This is a genomic window from Bacillus sp. SRL543 (genome assembly GCF_984799205.1).
Genome location: NZ_OZ481794.1, coordinates 120,140 through 136,256 on the forward strand (window position 1 = coordinate 120,140; position 16,117 = coordinate 136,256).

Consider the following 16,117-nt stretch of genomic DNA (forward strand, 5'->3'; position numbering starts at 1 on the left):
TTATGCTTCGCTATGAGAATAAAATCAACGAAAAACAGCTGAACAGCCTTGCGCTTGCCTATATGGGCGATGCCGTATTTGAGCAGTATGTACGCAATCACTTAATCCACAAGGGGACCGTAAGGCCGAACTTCCTCCATAAAGAGGCGACGTCTTATGTATCAGCCAAGGCGCAGTCTTATGTGATCCATAAATTCCTTGAAGGCGAGTTTTTGGAGGAAGAGGAGGTTGCCGTTGTGAAGAGGGGCCGGAACGCCAAGTCCGGAACCATCCCTAAAAACACGGATGTGCAGACATACCGCTACAGCACCGCATTTGAGGCGCTGATTGGCTATTTATATTTATCTGGAGCGGAGGAGCGGCTGGAGGAAATCATCTCTGCCGCATTCCTTCATGCTGAAGAAAGGAAAGGGGGGCAAGGAAAGTGAGCCAGGATTTTATTATTGGGAAAAACCCCGTGCTGGAGGCCTTAAGGGCAGAGCGGGATATCAACAAGATTTTTATAGCGGAAGGGTCCCAGGGCGGGCAAATGCAGCAGGTTATCGGCCTTGCCAAAACAAACGGGGTGCTTGTGCAGTTTGTGCCGAAGAAGAAGCTGGACCAGATGGCGGAAGGGGTTCACCAGGGCGTCGTGGCAGCGGTCGCGGCCTATGAGTATGCCGAGGTGGATGATCTCTTCGCGGCGGCAGAGAAAAAGAATGAAACTCCGTTCTTCCTGCTGCTCGATGAAATTGAAGATCCCCATAATCTGGGGTCCATCATGAGGACGGCCGATGCTGTCGGAGCCCATGGCATCATCATCCCGAAAAGAAGGGCAGTGGGCCTGACCGCCACTGTGGCGAAGGCATCGACAGGAGCCATCGAACATATCCCGGTCGCAAGAGTGACCAATATGGCCAGGACAATTGATGAGCTGAAGGATAAAGGTGTCTGGATCGCCGGAACGGATGCAAAAGGAAGCGAGGATTACCGCCGGTTTGACGGGACTATGCCTCTGGGCCTTGTTATCGGCAGTGAAGGAAAGGGAATGGGCCGCCTGATCCGCGACAAGTGCGACTTTCTGATCCATTTGCCGATGGCTGGGAATGTAACATCCCTGAACGCTTCTGTTGCAGCAGCACTTTTAATGTATGAGGTATACCGCAAACGCCATCCGCTAGAGGGATAAAGATGGACATCCTTATAGTGGACGGGTATAACATCATCGGCGCCTGGCCTGATCTCAGGGAGCTGAAGAACAAGGATTTGGGTGCGGCGAGGGATAAGCTTGTAGAAAAGATGGCAGAATTCCAGGGGTACTCAGGATACCGGGTCATCATCGTCTTCGATGCCCATTATGTCAAAGGAACAGAGAAAAAGTTCCAGAACTATAAAGTTGAGGTTGTTTTTACGAAAGAAAATGAATCTGCAGATGAACGGATCGAAAAACTTGCCATCAGCCTGAACAATATCAAAACCCAAATCCATGTCGCCACGTCCGATTATACCGAGCAATGGGCCATTTTCGGACAGGGCGCCCTGCGCATATCCGCGCGGGAGCTGCTGATCGAGATGGAAAGCACGGAAAAAAGGATTGAAAAAAAGGTGAAAAAAATCCAGGAAAAAAAGCCTGTTTCAAAGATTCCGCTTACAGATGAAGTGGCAGAAATTTTTGAAAAATGGCGCAGGGGACAGAAATGAGCGGTTGACGCTCAAAATTTTCCTGCTGTATAATATTTCTATCCAGGGATTTGTGCGGTCAGGGGGATCTGTGTGAGTACTGATTTCAAGACGATGATCAACGAAGAGGAAAATAATTATCTTCAGCTCGAAGATGAAGAGATAATTGAATTGGTCCACAAGGGCGAAAGCGGGGCTTTGGATTACCTGATCCAAAAGTACCGGAATTTCGTGCGTGCCAAGGCGAGGTCCTATTTCCTGATAGGCGCTGATAAAGAAGACATCGTCCAGGAAGGCATGATCGGCCTTTATAAGGCAATCAGGGATTTCAAGGAGGACAAGCTGTCTTCCTTCAAGGCGTTTGCCGAGCTGTGCATCACCAGGCAAATCATAACAGCGATCAAAACCGCTACCCGCCAAAAGCATATACCGCTCAATTCCTATGTTTCACTCGATAAGCCGATCTATGATGAAGAATCGGACCGGACCCTGATGGATGTGATATCCGGCGCCAAGGTGATGGACCCGGAGGAGCTGATCATCAACCAGGAGGAATTTGATAACATTGAAGTGAAAATGTCCGAGCTCCTGAGCGATCTGGAAAGGAAGGTCCTTGCCCTCTATCTTGACGGGCAGTCTTATCAGGAAATCTCCGAGGAACTGAACAGGCATGTGAAGTCGATCGACAACGCCCTGCAGCGCGTAAAGAGGAAGCTGGAGAGATATCTTGAAGTCCGCGAATTTTCATTGTAAAGCCAATTATTACAAATAGATCCTTATTTCCTATGATTCTGACTCTTATTGACATGACAGGGGCACCATGTTAAAGTTTGTAAGGAAACAGACAAGCAATAAGAAGGTGCCGATATGAGGAAAAAAGTTGTACTGGCTTGTGCAGAATGCGGGTCCCGCAACTATTCGACCATGAGCAATAAAGAAACAGAGCGTATGGAATTGAAAAAGTTCTGTGATACATGCAAGGCTCATACTGTCCACCGGGAAACAAAATAGCAATAGCACTCATTCATAGATCAGCAAGCAACCCTTGAAAGTTGGAGGTTACGAACCGTGAATTTTTTCCGTGATATTGGACGCGAAATGAGAAAGGTCAGCTGGCCAAAGCGCAAGGAGCTCACCAGCTATACGATGACAGTCCTTGTGACAGTAACGTTCTTCGCCCTTTTCTTCGCCGTTCTTGACTTAGGTATTTCTGAATTGATTCGTATAATTCTTGAATAACTCCTGTAATCTCATGGTATAATGGAGAATAACACAGGAAACTTCTGCAAAGCCCGGAAACGGGTTTTTTCATTTGCTTAAAAAAAGACAGGCATCCGCGCCTGTTTTGGCCTGGGAAGAGCGGAACTCTTTATGGGAGCCGGAGGATCATACTGGATCCGGCCGTGTTCACAGGTATATTGGAAACCTACAGAGGGAAGTTTGATTTTATTTAGACAGGGAGGGAAGGACGAACAGTCCTCTTGAATGGAAAAAAACTGGTATGTAGTCCATACTTATTCAGGCTATGAAAACAAAGTAAAAGCCAACCTGGAAAAACGGGTGGAAACGATGGCCATGCAAGATAAGATCTTCCGCGTGATCGTGCCTGAAGAAGAAGAAACAGATATTAAGAACGGCAAGAAAAAAGTTGTGAAGCGAAAGGTATTCCCCGGGTATGTGCTTGTGGAAATCGTCATGACTGATGATTCCTGGTATGTTGTCCGGAATACGCCGGGTGTGACAGGATTCGTCGGATCGGCAGGATCAGGCTCAAAGCCGACGCCTTTGCTTCCTGAAGAAGTAAATGTTATCCTTAAGCGCATGGGCGTTGATGAAAAGCGCGTCGACATCGATTTTGAAATCGGCGAAACCGTCAAGGTGAACGAAGGTCCTTTTGCCAACTTCACAGGCTCGATCGAAGAGATCGATAAAGACAAAGCGAAGATCAAAGTTCTGGTTAATATGTTCGGCCGGGAAACGCCGGTTGAGCTCGATTTTACACAAATTGAAAAATTATAGCCTGAAAAACTTGAAATCCGCTTTTAAAAATGTTACTATTTCATAGGTCAGTATGTCTCGGACAACGAGACTGGACAAATTGCTATGTTCTTTATTTTTAACATAAAGACTACAAGTTGAGTGGGAGGGAAATTCCCTATTACCACATCACGGACTTTAAGGAGGTGTGTCTCGTGGCTAAAAAAGTTATCAAGGTAGTTAAATTGCAAATCCCTGCTGGTAAAGCAAATCCAGCGCCGCCAGTTGGTCCTGCATTGGGTCAAGCCGGTGTTAACATCATGGGATTCTGTAAAGAGTTCAATGCTCGTACAGCTGAACAGGCTGGACTGATCATCCCTGTTGAAATCTCGGTTTTTGAAGACCGTTCATTTACATTTATTACGAAAACTCCTCCCGCTGCCGTTCTTCTTAAGAAAGCGGCTGGAATCGAGTCTGGTTCTGGTGAACCAAACCGTAATAAAGTAGCAACAGTTAAGCGTGATAAAGTACGCGAGATTGCTGAGACTAAAATGCCTGACTTAAATGCTGCTAGCGTCGAATCCGCTATGCGCATGGTAGAAGGTACTGCACGCAGCATGGGTATCGTCATCGAAGACTGATCCATGCTCGAAGATTAGGTTCTTATGGGGTTGCGGCTGAATTGGATTCATTCGCAACCTTTGTTCTGTAAAGCCCGGGCGCCCGGCCTTTTCGAGGGAGGGCGCCCATGCTTTTGGACGTGGGAGGTTATTCCGCTAAAACCACAATTCAAGGAGGAAATCATAATGGCTAAAAAAGGCAAGAAGTATTTAGAAGCTGCTAAGCTTGTAGATCGTTCTAAAGCTTACCCGGTCGCTGAAGCGATTGAGCTTGCTAAGAAAACAAACTATGCGAAATTCGATGCAACTGTTGAAGTGGCTTTCCGTCTTGGGGTTGACCCTAAGAAAGCTGACCAGCAAATCCGCGGAGCAGTCGTGCTTCCAAACGGAACTGGTAAAACTCAGCGTGTATTAGTATTCGCTAAAGGCGAAAAAGCGAAGGAAGCAGAAGCTGCCGGAGCTGACTACGTAGGCGATTCCGAGTACATCACAAAAATCAGCCAAGGCTGGTTCGAATTTGATGTAATCGTTGCTACTCCAGACATGATGGGTGAAGTTGGTAAGCTTGGGCGTACATTAGGTCCTAAAGGCTTAATGCCAAACCCTAAAACTGGAACAGTTACTTTTGATGTAGAAAAAGCAGTAAACGAAATCAAAGCTGGTAAAGTTGAGTACCGTCTGGATAAAGCTGGAATCATCCATGTTCCAATCGGGAAAACTTCTTTCGAAGATGAGAAGCTTACTGAAAACTTCAACACTATCTTCGAGACTATGATGAAAGTTAAGCCTGCTGCAGCAAAAGGAACTTACGTAAAATCAGTTACTGTAACATCAACTATGGGCCCTGGCGTCAAAGTTGATCCTTCTACAGCTTCAGCAAAATAATACCAATTGACAACAGCATGGTTATTTCATATAATCTAAACTGTTGTGAAAATAAAATAACATTTGTACCGTAGACAGCAGGTGCGAGAGCTTAATTTCCTGCCGAGGTCATACGATAGATTCTCTTTTGAACGGCTATTGTATACTTCCTCCATGTCTGCAAGATGTGGAGGTTTTTCTTTGGACGGTATGAATGAAAAAAATCTACAGGAGGTGTAAGGATGAGCAGCGCTATTGAACAAAAGAAATTGATCGTTGATGAGATTGCCGATAAATTCAAAGCAAGCAAATCAACGGTTGTAGTTGACTACCGCGGACTGACTGTTGCAGAAGTAACTGAACTTCGTAAGCAGCTTCGTGATGCGGGCATCGAGTTCAAGGTTTACAAAAACAGCATGGCTCGCCGTGCTGCAGATGCTACTGAGCTTTCTGGCTTGAACGAAGCACTGACAGGTCCAAATGCGATTGCATTCAGTAATGATGATGTAGTTGCACCTGCGAAAATCCTAAACGATTTCGCTAAAAAACATGAGGCTCTTGAAATCAAGGCTGGTGTAATCGAAGGCAACATCGCTTCTGTTGATGAAGTTAAAGCTCTTGCTGAACTTCCATCGCGCGAAGGCTTGCTGTCTATGCTACTCAGCGTACTTCAAGCACCTATCCGCAATCTTGCTCTTGCTGCAAAAGCTGTTGCAGACCAAAAAGAAGAACAAGGCGCGTAAGCTAGTCTTTTCATAAAAAAATCAAACCAATCATAAGGAGGAAATTTTATCATGACTAAAGAACAAATCATTGAAGCAGTCAAAAGCATGACTGTTCTAGAACTTAACGACCTAGTAAAAGCAATCGAAGAAGAGTTTGGCGTAACTGCTGCAGCTCCTGTAGCTGTAATGGGTGGCGCTGCTGGCGGAGATGCTGCAGCTGAGAAAACTGAATTTGACGTTGTTCTTGCATCTGCAGGCGACCAAAAAATCAAGGTTATCAAAGTTGTTCGTGAAATCACAGGTCTTGGTCTTAAAGAAGCGAAAGAACTTGTTGACAACACTCCAAAAGCTGTTAAAGAAGGAGCTTCTAAAGAAGAAGCTGAAGAAATCAAAGCTAAGCTTGAAGAAGTTGGAGCTGGCGTTGAAGTTAAGTAATGCCAACTTTGAAAAGCCCGCTGCCTAGCGGGCTTTTTGCTTTTTTCTTCTGGTTGATTTATAATTCGTCCGAACAGGATGCATGATCCTCAATGTGTTTCCTCAGGTTGGAGGTGATTCTATGACCGAACATTATTATTCCCGCGTATCAAAAACTGAAAGTGATCCTGCTTATTGGACTTTTCCGCTAAGAGGGCATTCTTTCCGGTTTAAAACCGATAATGGTGTGTTTTCAAAAAAAGAAGTGGACTTCGGATCAAGGCTTCTTGTTGAAGCGTTCACTTTGCCGGAGCCTGAAGGCAATATCCTGGATGTTGGCTGCGGCTACGGGCCGATTGGCCTGGCCATTGCCAAAAGCTTTCCGGAAAGGACGGTCCACATGGTGGATGTGAATCTCCGGGCGATTGAGCTGGCAAAGGAAAATGCTGCCGGTAATTCAGTCAGCAATGCCGCCATCTATGAAAGCGACCGTTTAAACGGAGTCGGCGGAGGCAAATTTGCGGCCATCCTGACAAATCCGCCAATCAGGGCCGGGAAGCAGGTTGTCCACGACATTTTTGAACAGAGCTATGAGCATTTGCTGCCGGACGGCGAGCTGTGGGTTGTCATCCAGAAAAAGCAGGGTGCCCCTTCGGCGATCGAGAAGTTAAGCTCTCTTTTTTCAGATGTGGAAACGGTAGAGAAGAAAAAAGGCTACTTTATTTTAAAAGCGAAAAAAAGTTGACTTGACTTTTTCTCTATGATAGTATTGTAAAATGCCAACATAATACTTTCCGATTTATTTGCTATTTTGCAGTCGTTCTGTATAAATTTGGCTATAATGGGAAAGCTAATAAAATAATAGTCGAAATGTGAAAATGTGGTTTTTGAGTTGAAAACCCTTTTTCTTTTTGTCTTATGAAAAGTAAAAGCTGTCTGCGCCCGAGGGGGATTGGCAATGCCGGTTTGCATCAATGCCGGTTTCTCTTTTGGACAGGGTGCTTGCGCTTTTCGATAAATAACGCTTGATTTGAGGGGTGAATCAGTTGACAGGTCAACTAGTTCAGTATGGACGACACCGCCAACGTAGAAGTTACGCACGAATCAGTGAAGTTTTGGATTTGCCTAATCTAATCGAAATCCAAACCTCTTCTTATCAATGGTTTCTTGATGAGGGTCTTCGTGAAATGTTCCAGGACATTTCGCCAATTGAAGACTTTACTGGTAACTTATCGCTTGAATTTATTGATTACAGCCTTGGCGATCCAAAGTATTCCGTTGAGGAATCGAAAGAACGAGATGTTACATATTCAGCACCTTTGCGTGTTAAAGTGCGTCTTGTAAACAAAGAAACAGGCGAAGTTAAAGACCAGGATGTCTTTATGGGTGACTTCCCGCTTATGACAGAAACAGGTACGTTTGTGATCAATGGAGCAGAACGCGTCATCGTTTCTCAGTTAGTACGTTCACCGAGTGTATACTATAGCGGAAAGCTGGATAAAAACGGGAAAAGAGGCTTCTCTGCTACTGTTATCCCGAACCGCGGCGCCTGGCTTGAATATGAAACAGATGCCAAGGATGTCGTATACGTTAGAATAGATCGTACTCGGAAACTGCCCGTTACGGTTCTTTTGCGTGCACTTGGGTTCGGCTCTGATCAAGAAATCATTGATTTGATCGGAGACAATGAATATATCCGCAATACGCTTGAAAAAGACAACACGGAAAGTACAGATAAAGCCCTTCTGGAAATCTATGAGCGTCTTCGTCCGGGCGAGCCGCCGACTGTAGAAAATGCAAAAAGCCTGCTCGTTTCCAGATTCTTTGATCCAAAGCGCTATGATTTAGCGAATGTTGGACGCTACAAGATCAACAAGAAGCTTCATATTAAAAACAGACTGTTCAACCAGCGTCTTGCTGAGACACTGGTCGACCCTGAAACAGGCGAAATCATCGCAGAGAAAGGGACTATGCTGGACCGCCGGAACCTGGACCGCATCATCCCTAATCTTGAAAACAATATCGGCTTCAGGACAGCAGCTCCTTCAGGCGGAGTGGTGGAGGACGAGGTCCTTCTTCAATCCATCAAAGTCTATGCTCCAAATGAAGATGGAGAAAAAGAAATCAATATCATCGGCAATGCCTATGTCGAGGAAGCGGTCAAGAATATCGCTCCTTCCGATATCATTGCGTCCATTGGTTATTTCTTCAACCTTCTTCACGGGGTCGGCGATACTGATGATATCGACCACCTGGGGAACAGACGCCTTCGTTCAGTAGGCGAACTGCTCCAGAACCAGTTCCGGATTGGACTTTCCAGGATGGAACGTGTTGTCCGCGAGAGGATGTCCATTCAGGATACAAATACAATCACACCGCAGCAGCTGATCAACATCAGGCCAGTTATTGCTTCTATTAAAGAGTTCTTTGGAAGCTCACAGCTTTCACAGTTCATGGACCAGACCAACCCGCTTGCCGAGCTGACGCATAAGCGCCGTCTATCTGCATTGGGGCCTGGCGGTCTGACTCGTGAGCGCGCCGGCTTTGAAGTCCGTGACGTTCATTATTCACACTACGGCCGTATGTGTCCGATTGAAACGCCGGAAGGACCGAATATCGGTCTGATCAACTCATTGTCTTCTTTTGCAAAGGTAAACCGCTTCGGCTTCATTGAAACGCCTTACCGCCGCATTAACCCTGAGACCGGCAGAGTGACAGGTCAAATCGATTATCTTACAGCTGATGAAGAAGACAACTATGTTGTTGCACAGGCTAATGCGCGCCTTGGCGATGACGGTACTTTCCTTGACGATGAAGTCGTAGCGCGTTTCCGCGGGGAAAATACAGTTGTGCCGAAAGACCGCGTCGACTATATGGATGTTTCGCCTAAGCAGGTAGTATCAGCTGCGACAGCATGTATCCCTTTCCTTGAAAACGATGACTCCAACCGTGCCCTCATGGGAGCGAACATGCAGCGTCAGGCTGTGCCATTGCTGCAGCCTGAAGCACCTCGTGTCGGAACAGGGATGGAGTATGTGTCCGGGAAAGACTCCGGTGCAGCTGTCATCTGCAAGCACGAAGGAATCGTCGAGCATGTTGAAGCACGCGAAGTTTGGGTGCGCCGCATTTCTGAGGTCAATGGCCAGGAAGTCAAAGGCGACCTTGATAAATACAGAATGCTTAAATTCATCCGTTCCAACCAGGGAACATGCTATAACCAGCGTCCGATTGTTGCTGTCGGGAACCGTGTGACTAAAGGCGAGATCCTTGCCGATGGCCCTTCAATGGAGCTTGGCGAGCTTGCTCTTGGCCGCAACGTGCTTGTCGGCTTCATGACTTGGGATGGCTATAACTATGAGGATGCAATCATTATGAGCGAACGCCTTGTGAAGGACGACGTTTATACTTCCATCCACATTGAAGAATACGAATCAGAATCCAGGGATACAAAGCTTGGGCCTGAAGAAATCACCCGCGACATCCCGAATGTCGGCGAAGATGCACTCCGCAACCTTGATGAGCGCGGAATCATCCGTACGGGTGCTGAAGTGAAGGACGGCGATCTCCTTGTCGGAAAGGTTACGCCTAAGGGTGTTACCGAGCTGACAGCTGAAGAACGCCTCCTGCATGCCATCTTTGGCGAGAAAGCCCGCGAAGTGCGTGATACTTCCCTTCGAGTTCCTCACGGAGGAGGCGGAATCGTGCTTGATGTCAAAGTCTTCAACCGTGAAGACGGAGATGAGCTGCCGCCAGGCGTGAACCAGCTTGTACGTGTTTATATCGTTCAGAAGCGTAAGATCTCCGAGGGAGATAAAATGGCAGGACGCCACGGAAATAAAGGGGTTATCTCCCGGATCCTTCCGGAAGAAGATATGCCTTACCTTCCAGATGGCACACCTGTCGATATCATGTTGAATCCATTAGGGGTTCCTTCCCGTATGAACATCGGGCAGGTGCTTGAGCTCCACCTCGGCATGGCTGCGAGGGCGCTCGGCATCCACGTCGCTTCACCGGTATTCGATGGAGCGCGCGAGGAAGATGTTTGGTCAACAATTGAAGAAGCCGGCATGGCCCGTGATGCAAAGACAGTCCTGTACGACGGCCGTTCGGGAGAACCGTTCGACAACCGCGTATCTGTCGGCGTCATGTACATGATCAAACTGGCCCACATGGTTGATGACAAGCTCCATGCCCGTTCAACAGGACCTTACTCACTTGTTACGCAGCAGCCTCTTGGCGGTAAAGCCCAGTTCGGCGGACAGCGTTTCGGGGAGATGGAGGTTTGGGCGCTTGAAGCTTACGGTGCAGCCTATACATTGCAGGAAATCCTGACTGTTAAGTCGGATGACGTTGTCGGACGTGTGAAAACGTACGAAGCGATCGTCAAAGGCGAGAATGTACCGGAGCCTGGAGTACCTGAATCCTTCCGCGTATTGATGAAAGAGCTTCAAAGCTTGGGTATGGATGTTAAGATTCTGTCAGGCGATGAGAAGGAAATCGAAATGCGCGACCTTGAAGACGATGATGATGTACAGCAGGCTGAATCGCTGACCATCGCACCGGATAAAGAGGAAGCAAACACCGAAAAAGTAGCTAGCAAAGAATAAATTGAATAACTATATAAATTTGACTGCCGCTCCGCCTTTACGGGCGGGGGGCGGCATATTATTGCCGGATTAGCAATAAGGGTATAACCCGAGATTGAAAGGGAGGTAGGCCCCTTGCTGGATGTAAACAATTTTGAGTATATGAAGATCGGTCTTGCTTCACCTGATAAGATCCGTTCCTGGTCTTTTGGTGAAGTCAAAAAACCTGAAACAATCAATTATCGTACATTAAAGCCTGAAAAAGACGGTTTGTTCTGCGAACGTATTTTCGGACCTCAGAAGGACTGGGAATGCCATTGCGGAAAATATAAAAGAGTGCGCTATAAAGGCGTAGTCTGCGACCGATGCGGAGTGGAAGTTACCCGCGCCAAGGTCCGCCGCGAAAGAATGGGCCATATCGAGCTTGCTGCTCCTGTATCACATATCTGGTATTTCAAGGGCATCCCGAGCCGCATGGGCCTTGTTCTCGATATGTCACCGCGTGCGCTTGAAGAAGTCATCTATTTTGCTTCATACGTAGTGACTGACTCCGGCGATACAGCTCTTGAGAAAAAACAGCTTCTGTCTGAGAAGGAATACCGCGCTTACCGTGAAAAGTACGGAAATAAATTCCAGGCTTCCATGGGTGCGGAATCCATCAAGAAGCTGCTTTCCGATATCGACCTGAACAAAGAAGTAGACGCGTTAAAAGAAGAACTCACAACTGCCCAGGGCCAGCGCCGCACACGCGCCATCAAGCGCCTTGAGGTGCTTGAAGCCTTCCGCGGATCCGGAAATGAGCCATCTTGGATGATCCTGGATGTCCTTCCTGTCATTCCGCCTGAGCTTCGTCCGATGGTCCAGCTCGACGGCGGAAGATTCGCGACGTCCGACCTGAACGATCTTTACAGACGTGTCATCAACCGGAACAACCGCCTGAAGCGCTTATTGGATCTTGGAGCTCCAAGCATCATCGTCCAGAACGAAAAGCGTATGCTTCAGGAAGCCGTTGACGCCTTGATTGACAATGGCCGCCGCGGACGTCCTGTAACAGGGCCGGGGAACAGGCCGCTTAAATCTCTATCACACATGCTGAAAGGGAAGCAAGGGCGTTTCCGTCAGAACCTGCTCGGAAAGCGTGTTGACTACTCCGGACGTTCTGTTATCGTAGTAGGGCCTAACCTGAAAATGTACCAGTGCGGTCTGCCGAAGGAAATGGCGCTTGAGCTGTTCAAGCCTTTCGTCATGAAGGAATTGGTGGAAAAAGGACTGGCTCACAATATCAAATCGGCTAAACGCAAAATTGAAAGAGTCCAGCCTGAAGTCTGGGATGTGCTTGAAGAAGTAATCAGAGAGCATCCAGTTCTGCTGAACCGTGCACCGACCCTTCACAGGCTCGGAATCCAGGCTTTTGAACCAACATTGGTTGAAGGGCGCGCAATCCGTCTCCATCCGCTTGTATGTACAGCATACAATGCCGACTTTGACGGTGACCAAATGGCGGTCCACGTACCGCTTTCATCTGAAGCACAGGCAGAAGCACGCCTTCTCATGCTTGCGGCTCAAAACATCCTGAACCCTAAGGATGGAAAACCTGTCGTTACACCTTCCCAGGATATGGTACTGGGTAACTATTACCTGACAGTGGAAAGAGAAGGTGCAGTGGGCGAAGGAATGATCTTTAACGATACAAGCGAAGCACTGCTTGCTTATCAAAATGGCTATGTCCACCTTCATACCCGCGTAGCGGTAAATGCAGGTACGCTGAACAATGAAACATTCACAGAAGAACAAAAGAAAAAGCTTCTCATAACGACTGTCGGAAAGCTCATATTCAACGAAATCCTGCCGACTTCATTCCCTTATATCAACGAACCGACAAAGACGAATCTTGAAGAAGAAACGCCTGCCGGCTACTTTGTTGAACGGGGAACTGACGTAAAAGAAGCAATTAAAAATATGCCGCTTGTTGATCCATTCAAGAAGAAGATCCTTGGAAACATCATTGCGGAAGTGTTCAAACGCTTTAAAATCACCGAAACATCCAAAATGCTTGACCGCATGAAAGATCTCGGTTTCAGACATTCCACTAAAGCCGGCATCACAGTCGGTGTGGCGGACATCGTCGTTCTTAAAGAAAAGCAGGAAATCATTCAGGAAGCCCAAGGCAAGGTTGATAATGTCCTTAAACAATTCAGGCGCGGACTCATTACTGAGGATGAGCGCTATGACCGTGTCATCTCCATTTGGAGTGCCGCTAAGGATACCATCCAGGCCAAGCTGATGAAATCCCTGGATAAAACCAACCCGATCTTCATGATGAGTGACTCCGGTGCCCGTGGTAACGCATCTAACTTTACACAGTTAGCCGGTATGCGCGGACTCATGGCCAACCCGGCCGGCCGGATCATCGAGCTTCCGATCAAGTCCAGCTTCCGTGAAGGGCTGACAGTACTGGAGTACTTCATCTCCACACACGGTGCGCGGAAAGGATTGGCGGATACAGCCCTTAAGACAGCTGACTCCGGCTATCTGACCCGCCGTCTTGTTGACGTGGCGCAGGATGTCATCGTCCGTGATGATGATTGCGGAACAGACAGAGGCCTGCAGATCAGTGCCCTGAAGGATGGAACAGAAGTCATTGAAGCGCTGGATGAGCGCCTTATCGGCCGCTATGCACGCAGAGATATCAAGCATCCAGAAACAGACGCTGTTATCGTAAAAGAAAATGATCTTATCACAGAAGATCTGTCTGTTGAAATCGTAGAATCAGGCATTGAAACGGTATGGATCCGTTCTGCCTTTACTTGCAACACCCGCCATGGCGTATGTAAGAAATGCTACGGGCGCAACCTGGCAACAGGCCAGGAAGTTGAAGTGGGCGAAGCTGTCGGAATCATCGCAGCTCAATCCATCGGTGAGCCTGGAACACAGCTTACAATGCGTACATTCCACACAGGAGGCGTGGCAGGAGACGATATTACACAAGGTCTTCCGCGTATCCAGGAAATTTTTGAAGCGCGTAACCCTAAAGGGCAGGCTGTCATTTCAGAGCTTGAAGGTGTTGTCGTCGGCATTAACGAAGGCCGTGACCGCCAGCATGAAATTGTGGTGCAGGGCGAGGTTGAATCCCGCACATACACAGCTCCATATACAGCGCGCCTGAAAGTGGCTGTTGATGACAGGGTAGAACGCGGCCAGGAATTGACCGAAGGTTCTATTGACCCTAAAGAATTGATTAAAATAAGAGATGTAAATGCTGTACAAGAGTATCTGCTTCGCGAAGTACAAAAGGTATACCGCATGCAGGGTGTTGAAATCGGCGACAAGCACATCGAGGTAATGGTCCGCCAGATGCTTCGCAAAGTGCGCGTCATCGATGCAGGGGAAACAGAAGTGCTGCCTGGCTCGCTTCTTGATATCCACCAGTTCACAGATGCAAACGAAAAAGCACTGTTAAACGGCAAAATGCCTGCGACTGGCCGTCCTGTACTGCTTGGTATTACAAAAGCTTCACTTGAAACGGATTCCTTCCTGTCTGCTGCTTCCTTCCAGGAAACAACAAGGGTACTTACAGATGCAGCCATCAAAGGCAAGCGCGATGAATTGCTCGGTCTTAAAGAGAATGTCATCATCGGTAAGCTCGTCCCTGCCGGAACAGGAATGCAGCGCTACCGCAGGGCTGAACCTTTCACTGCGGATGAAGCAACCGAAGAAACAGTTACAGTGGAATAAAAGAAATGCGGTGCCTGCCGAAAAGGGGGCACCGTATTTTATAGTATGGCCCAAGCAAAATTTCCTGCGCGTGATATTCATAGATTAACCGGACAGAATATGCATGAATCTAAAAAAATATTCGCCGTGATGTTGACAATATTCCTGTGCGATGGTAATATTGCAAAGGTGCTCCTATTTACCGGATACTTTGGAGGATATATCATGTCTTATGATAAAGTATTGCAGGCAAGAAATATTATAGTAGGAACAAAGCAAACAGTAAAAGCTCTGAAATCAGGAACAATCAGCGAAGTGCTGATCGCAGAGGATGCAGACCAGAGGGCTGTAGAAAAAGTGATCAATGCGGCGCTTGAATATAAAGTTCCGGTCACCCGGGCCGGCTCGATGAAATCATTGGGAAAGGCCTGCGGAATCGACGTAGGTGCGGCAGCTGTTGCAATATCTATTTAAAAACTGTTTTTGTAGATAAAGATCTGCAAGGACTTTGTTTTTGCAACAAAATGAACCACCTGGATGTGTGGGCTTACACAAAAGACGAAGGGAGGAAAAATCATGCCTACAATTAACCAATTAGTGCGCAAGCCTCGTAAAACAAAAGAGGAAAAGTCAAAATCACCTGCGCTTAACAAAGGTTACAACAGCTTCAAAAAAGCACAAACTAACGTATCATCTCCACAGAAACGCGGTGTATGTACTCGTGTTGGTACAATGACTCCGAAGAAACCAAACTCAGCGTTGCGTAAATATGCGCGTGTACGCTTGACTAACGGAATCGAGGTTACTGCCTATATTCCTGGTATCGGACACAACCTTCAAGAGCACAGCGTAGTATTAATCCGCGGCGGACGTGTAAAGGACTTACCAGGGGTACGTTACCACATCGTGCGCGGCGCGCTTGATACTGCCGGTGTTAACAACCGTATGCAAGGCCGTTCTAAATACGGTACTAAGCGTCCAAAAGCAGCTAAAAAATAATGATAGACCACAAATAATATTCAGTTTTATCGAAAGGAGGAAATTACATGCCACGTAAAGGTCCTGTAGCAAAAAGAGACGTATTACCAGATCCGATTTACAATTCAAAGCTAGTTAGCCGTCTTATCAACAAAATGATGGTTGATGGCAAGAGAGGTAAATCTCAAGCTATTCTTTATTCAGCATTTGATATCATCAGCGAGCGCAGCGGAAAAGAGCCAATGGAAGTGTTCGATCAAGCACTTAAGAACATCATGCCGGTTCTTGAAGTAAGAGCGCGCCGTGTAGGTGGTGCGAACTATCAAGTACCAGTTGAGGTGCGTCCAGACCGCCGTACGACTCTAGGTCTTCGCTGGTTGGTTAACTATTCTCGTCTTCGCGGTGAGAAAACAATGGAAGAGCGTTTAGCTAACGAAATCCTTGACGCTGCCAACAACACAGGTTCTTCTGTGAAGAAGCGTGAAGATACTCATAAAATGGCTGAAGCCAACAAAGCATTCGCTCACTACCGCTGGTAGGATTGAACCCACAAACAAACTATTACATTTACTAGGAAGGA

Annotated in this window: 17 protein-coding genes and 1 other annotated feature; all 17 genes read left to right on the plus strand. The window is 47.2% G+C overall.

All coding sequences use genetic code 11. The annotated features are described in order from the left end of the window. Positions 1-2: 2 nt before the first annotated feature. The 17 genes from AC4E8B_RS00620 to rpsG all read left to right on the plus strand — a co-directional run bounded on the left by AC4E8B_RS00620 (position 3) and on the right by rpsG (position 16,076). Complete coding sequence (locus AC4E8B_RS00620; protein WP_490216406.1) at positions 3-428, plus strand: Mini-ribonuclease 3; 426 nt, start codon at positions 3-5, stop codon at positions 426-428. Next, on the plus strand, positions 425-1,168 hold the full coding sequence (gene rlmB, locus AC4E8B_RS00625) for a 23S rRNA (guanosine(2251)-2'-O)-methyltransferase RlmB (RefSeq protein ID WP_490216408.1): 744 nt from the start codon (positions 425-427) through the stop codon (positions 1,166-1,168). Before AC4E8B_RS00620 ends, rlmB begins: the two co-directional genes overlap by 4 nt. A gap of 2 nt (positions 1,169-1,170) precedes the next feature. After that, a complete protein-coding gene (locus tag AC4E8B_RS00630) occupies positions 1,171-1,680 on the plus strand; it encodes an NYN domain-containing protein (RefSeq protein WP_490216410.1) in 510 nt (169 codons plus the stop codon). Positions 1,681-1,773: 93 nt separating this feature from the next. Next, positions 1,774-2,412: an RNA polymerase sporulation sigma factor SigH gene (sigH, locus tag AC4E8B_RS00635; RefSeq protein WP_490219427.1), complete on the plus strand. Its 639-nt coding sequence runs from the start codon at positions 1,774-1,776 to the stop codon at positions 2,410-2,412. A gap of 114 nt (positions 2,413-2,526) precedes the next feature. Next, complete coding sequence (gene rpmG / locus AC4E8B_RS00640) at positions 2,527-2,670, plus strand: 50S ribosomal protein L33 (protein ID WP_490216411.1); 144 nt, start codon at positions 2,527-2,529, stop codon at positions 2,668-2,670. A 57-nt stretch (positions 2,671-2,727) separates the two neighbouring features. Continuing rightward, a complete protein-coding gene (secE, locus tag AC4E8B_RS00645) occupies positions 2,728-2,898 on the plus strand; it encodes a preprotein translocase subunit SecE (protein WP_490216413.1) in 171 nt (56 codons plus the stop codon). Between the two features lie 246 nt (positions 2,899-3,144). After that, positions 3,145-3,678 carry a transcription termination/antitermination protein NusG gene (nusG, locus tag AC4E8B_RS00650; RefSeq protein WP_009791553.1) on the plus strand — a complete coding sequence of 178 codons (534 nt, stop codon included), beginning with the start codon at positions 3,145-3,147 and terminating at the stop codon, positions 3,676-3,678. A 173-nt stretch (positions 3,679-3,851) separates the two neighbouring features. Continuing rightward, on the plus strand, positions 3,852-4,277 hold the full coding sequence (gene rplK, locus AC4E8B_RS00655; RefSeq protein ID WP_141195060.1) for a 50S ribosomal protein L11: 426 nt from the start codon (positions 3,852-3,854) through the stop codon (positions 4,275-4,277). Between the two features lie 165 nt (positions 4,278-4,442). Continuing rightward, on the plus strand, positions 4,443-5,141 hold the full coding sequence (rplA, locus tag AC4E8B_RS00660) for a 50S ribosomal protein L1 (protein ID WP_490216415.1): 699 nt from the start codon (positions 4,443-4,445) through the stop codon (positions 5,139-5,141). A 50-nt stretch (positions 5,142-5,191) separates the two neighbouring features. Then, positions 5,192-5,329 (plus strand) — a sequence feature (ribosomal protein L10 leader region). 33 nt (positions 5,330-5,362) lie between these two features. Continuing rightward, on the plus strand, positions 5,363-5,863 hold the full coding sequence (gene rplJ, locus AC4E8B_RS00665; protein WP_490216416.1) for a 50S ribosomal protein L10: 501 nt from the start codon (positions 5,363-5,365) through the stop codon (positions 5,861-5,863). 51 nt (positions 5,864-5,914) lie between these two features. After that, positions 5,915-6,280, plus strand: coding sequence for a 50S ribosomal protein L7/L12 (gene rplL, locus AC4E8B_RS00670; protein WP_490216417.1), 366 nt, complete (start codon positions 5,915-5,917; stop codon positions 6,278-6,280). 121 nt (positions 6,281-6,401) lie between these two features. Beyond that, positions 6,402-7,004: a class I SAM-dependent methyltransferase gene (locus AC4E8B_RS00675; RefSeq protein ID WP_490216418.1), complete on the plus strand. Its 603-nt coding sequence runs from the start codon at positions 6,402-6,404 to the stop codon at positions 7,002-7,004. 301 nt (positions 7,005-7,305) lie between these two features. Next, positions 7,306-10,866: a DNA-directed RNA polymerase subunit beta gene (rpoB, locus tag AC4E8B_RS00680; protein WP_490216419.1), complete on the plus strand. Its 3,561-nt coding sequence runs from the start codon at positions 7,306-7,308 to the stop codon at positions 10,864-10,866. A gap of 114 nt (positions 10,867-10,980) precedes the next feature. After that, positions 10,981-14,580, plus strand: coding sequence for a DNA-directed RNA polymerase subunit beta' (rpoC, locus tag AC4E8B_RS00685; protein ID WP_490216420.1), 3,600 nt, complete (start codon positions 10,981-10,983; stop codon positions 14,578-14,580). 204 nt (positions 14,581-14,784) lie between these two features. Further along, positions 14,785-15,033 (plus strand): 50S ribosomal protein L7ae-like protein, encoded by a 249-nt coding sequence (locus AC4E8B_RS00690; protein WP_490219429.1) that lies wholly within the window; start codon positions 14,785-14,787, stop codon positions 15,031-15,033. A gap of 102 nt (positions 15,034-15,135) precedes the next feature. Further along, the gene (gene rpsL / locus AC4E8B_RS00695) at positions 15,136-15,558 is read left to right on the plus strand and encodes a 30S ribosomal protein S12 (RefSeq protein WP_009791334.1); all 423 of its coding nucleotides are present in this window, start codon (positions 15,136-15,138) and stop codon (positions 15,556-15,558) included. A gap of 47 nt (positions 15,559-15,605) precedes the next feature. Continuing rightward, positions 15,606-16,076, plus strand: a complete 471-nt coding sequence (rpsG, locus tag AC4E8B_RS00700) for a 30S ribosomal protein S7 (RefSeq protein ID WP_009791333.1) — start codon at positions 15,606-15,608, stop codon at positions 16,074-16,076. Positions 16,077-16,117 lie beyond the last annotated feature (41 nt).

Bases quoted from the DNA above. Each gene is read 5' to 3' on its own strand.
- AC4E8B_RS00620 (WP_490216406.1), top strand. From the start codon at position 3: ATGCTTCGCTATGAGAATAAAATCAACGAAAAACAGCTGAACAGCCTT.
- AC4E8B_RS00630 (WP_490216410.1), top strand. From the start codon at position 1,171: ATGGACATCCTTATAGTGGACGGGTATAACATCATCGGCGCCTGGCCT.
- sigH (WP_490219427.1), top strand. From the start codon at position 1,774: ATGATCAACGAAGAGGAAAATAATTATCTTCAGCTCGAAGATGAAGAG.
- rpmG (WP_490216411.1), top strand. From the start codon at position 2,527: ATGAGGAAAAAAGTTGTACTGGCTTGTGCAGAATGCGGGTCCCGCAAC.
- nusG (WP_009791553.1), top strand. From the start codon at position 3,145: ATGGAAAAAAACTGGTATGTAGTCCATACTTATTCAGGCTATGAAAAC.
- rplA (WP_490216415.1), top strand. From the start codon at position 4,443: ATGGCTAAAAAAGGCAAGAAGTATTTAGAAGCTGCTAAGCTTGTAGAT.
- rplJ (WP_490216416.1), top strand. From the start codon at position 5,363: ATGAGCAGCGCTATTGAACAAAAGAAATTGATCGTTGATGAGATTGCC.
- rplL (WP_490216417.1), top strand. From the start codon at position 5,915: ATGACTAAAGAACAAATCATTGAAGCAGTCAAAAGCATGACTGTTCTA.
- AC4E8B_RS00675 (WP_490216418.1), top strand. From the start codon at position 6,402: ATGACCGAACATTATTATTCCCGCGTATCAAAAACTGAAAGTGATCCT.
- AC4E8B_RS00690 (WP_490219429.1), top strand. From the start codon at position 14,785: ATGTCTTATGATAAAGTATTGCAGGCAAGAAATATTATAGTAGGAACA.
- rpsL (WP_009791334.1), top strand. From the start codon at position 15,136: ATGCCTACAATTAACCAATTAGTGCGCAAGCCTCGTAAAACAAAAGAG.
- rpsG (WP_009791333.1), top strand. From the start codon at position 15,606: ATGCCACGTAAAGGTCCTGTAGCAAAAAGAGACGTATTACCAGATCCG.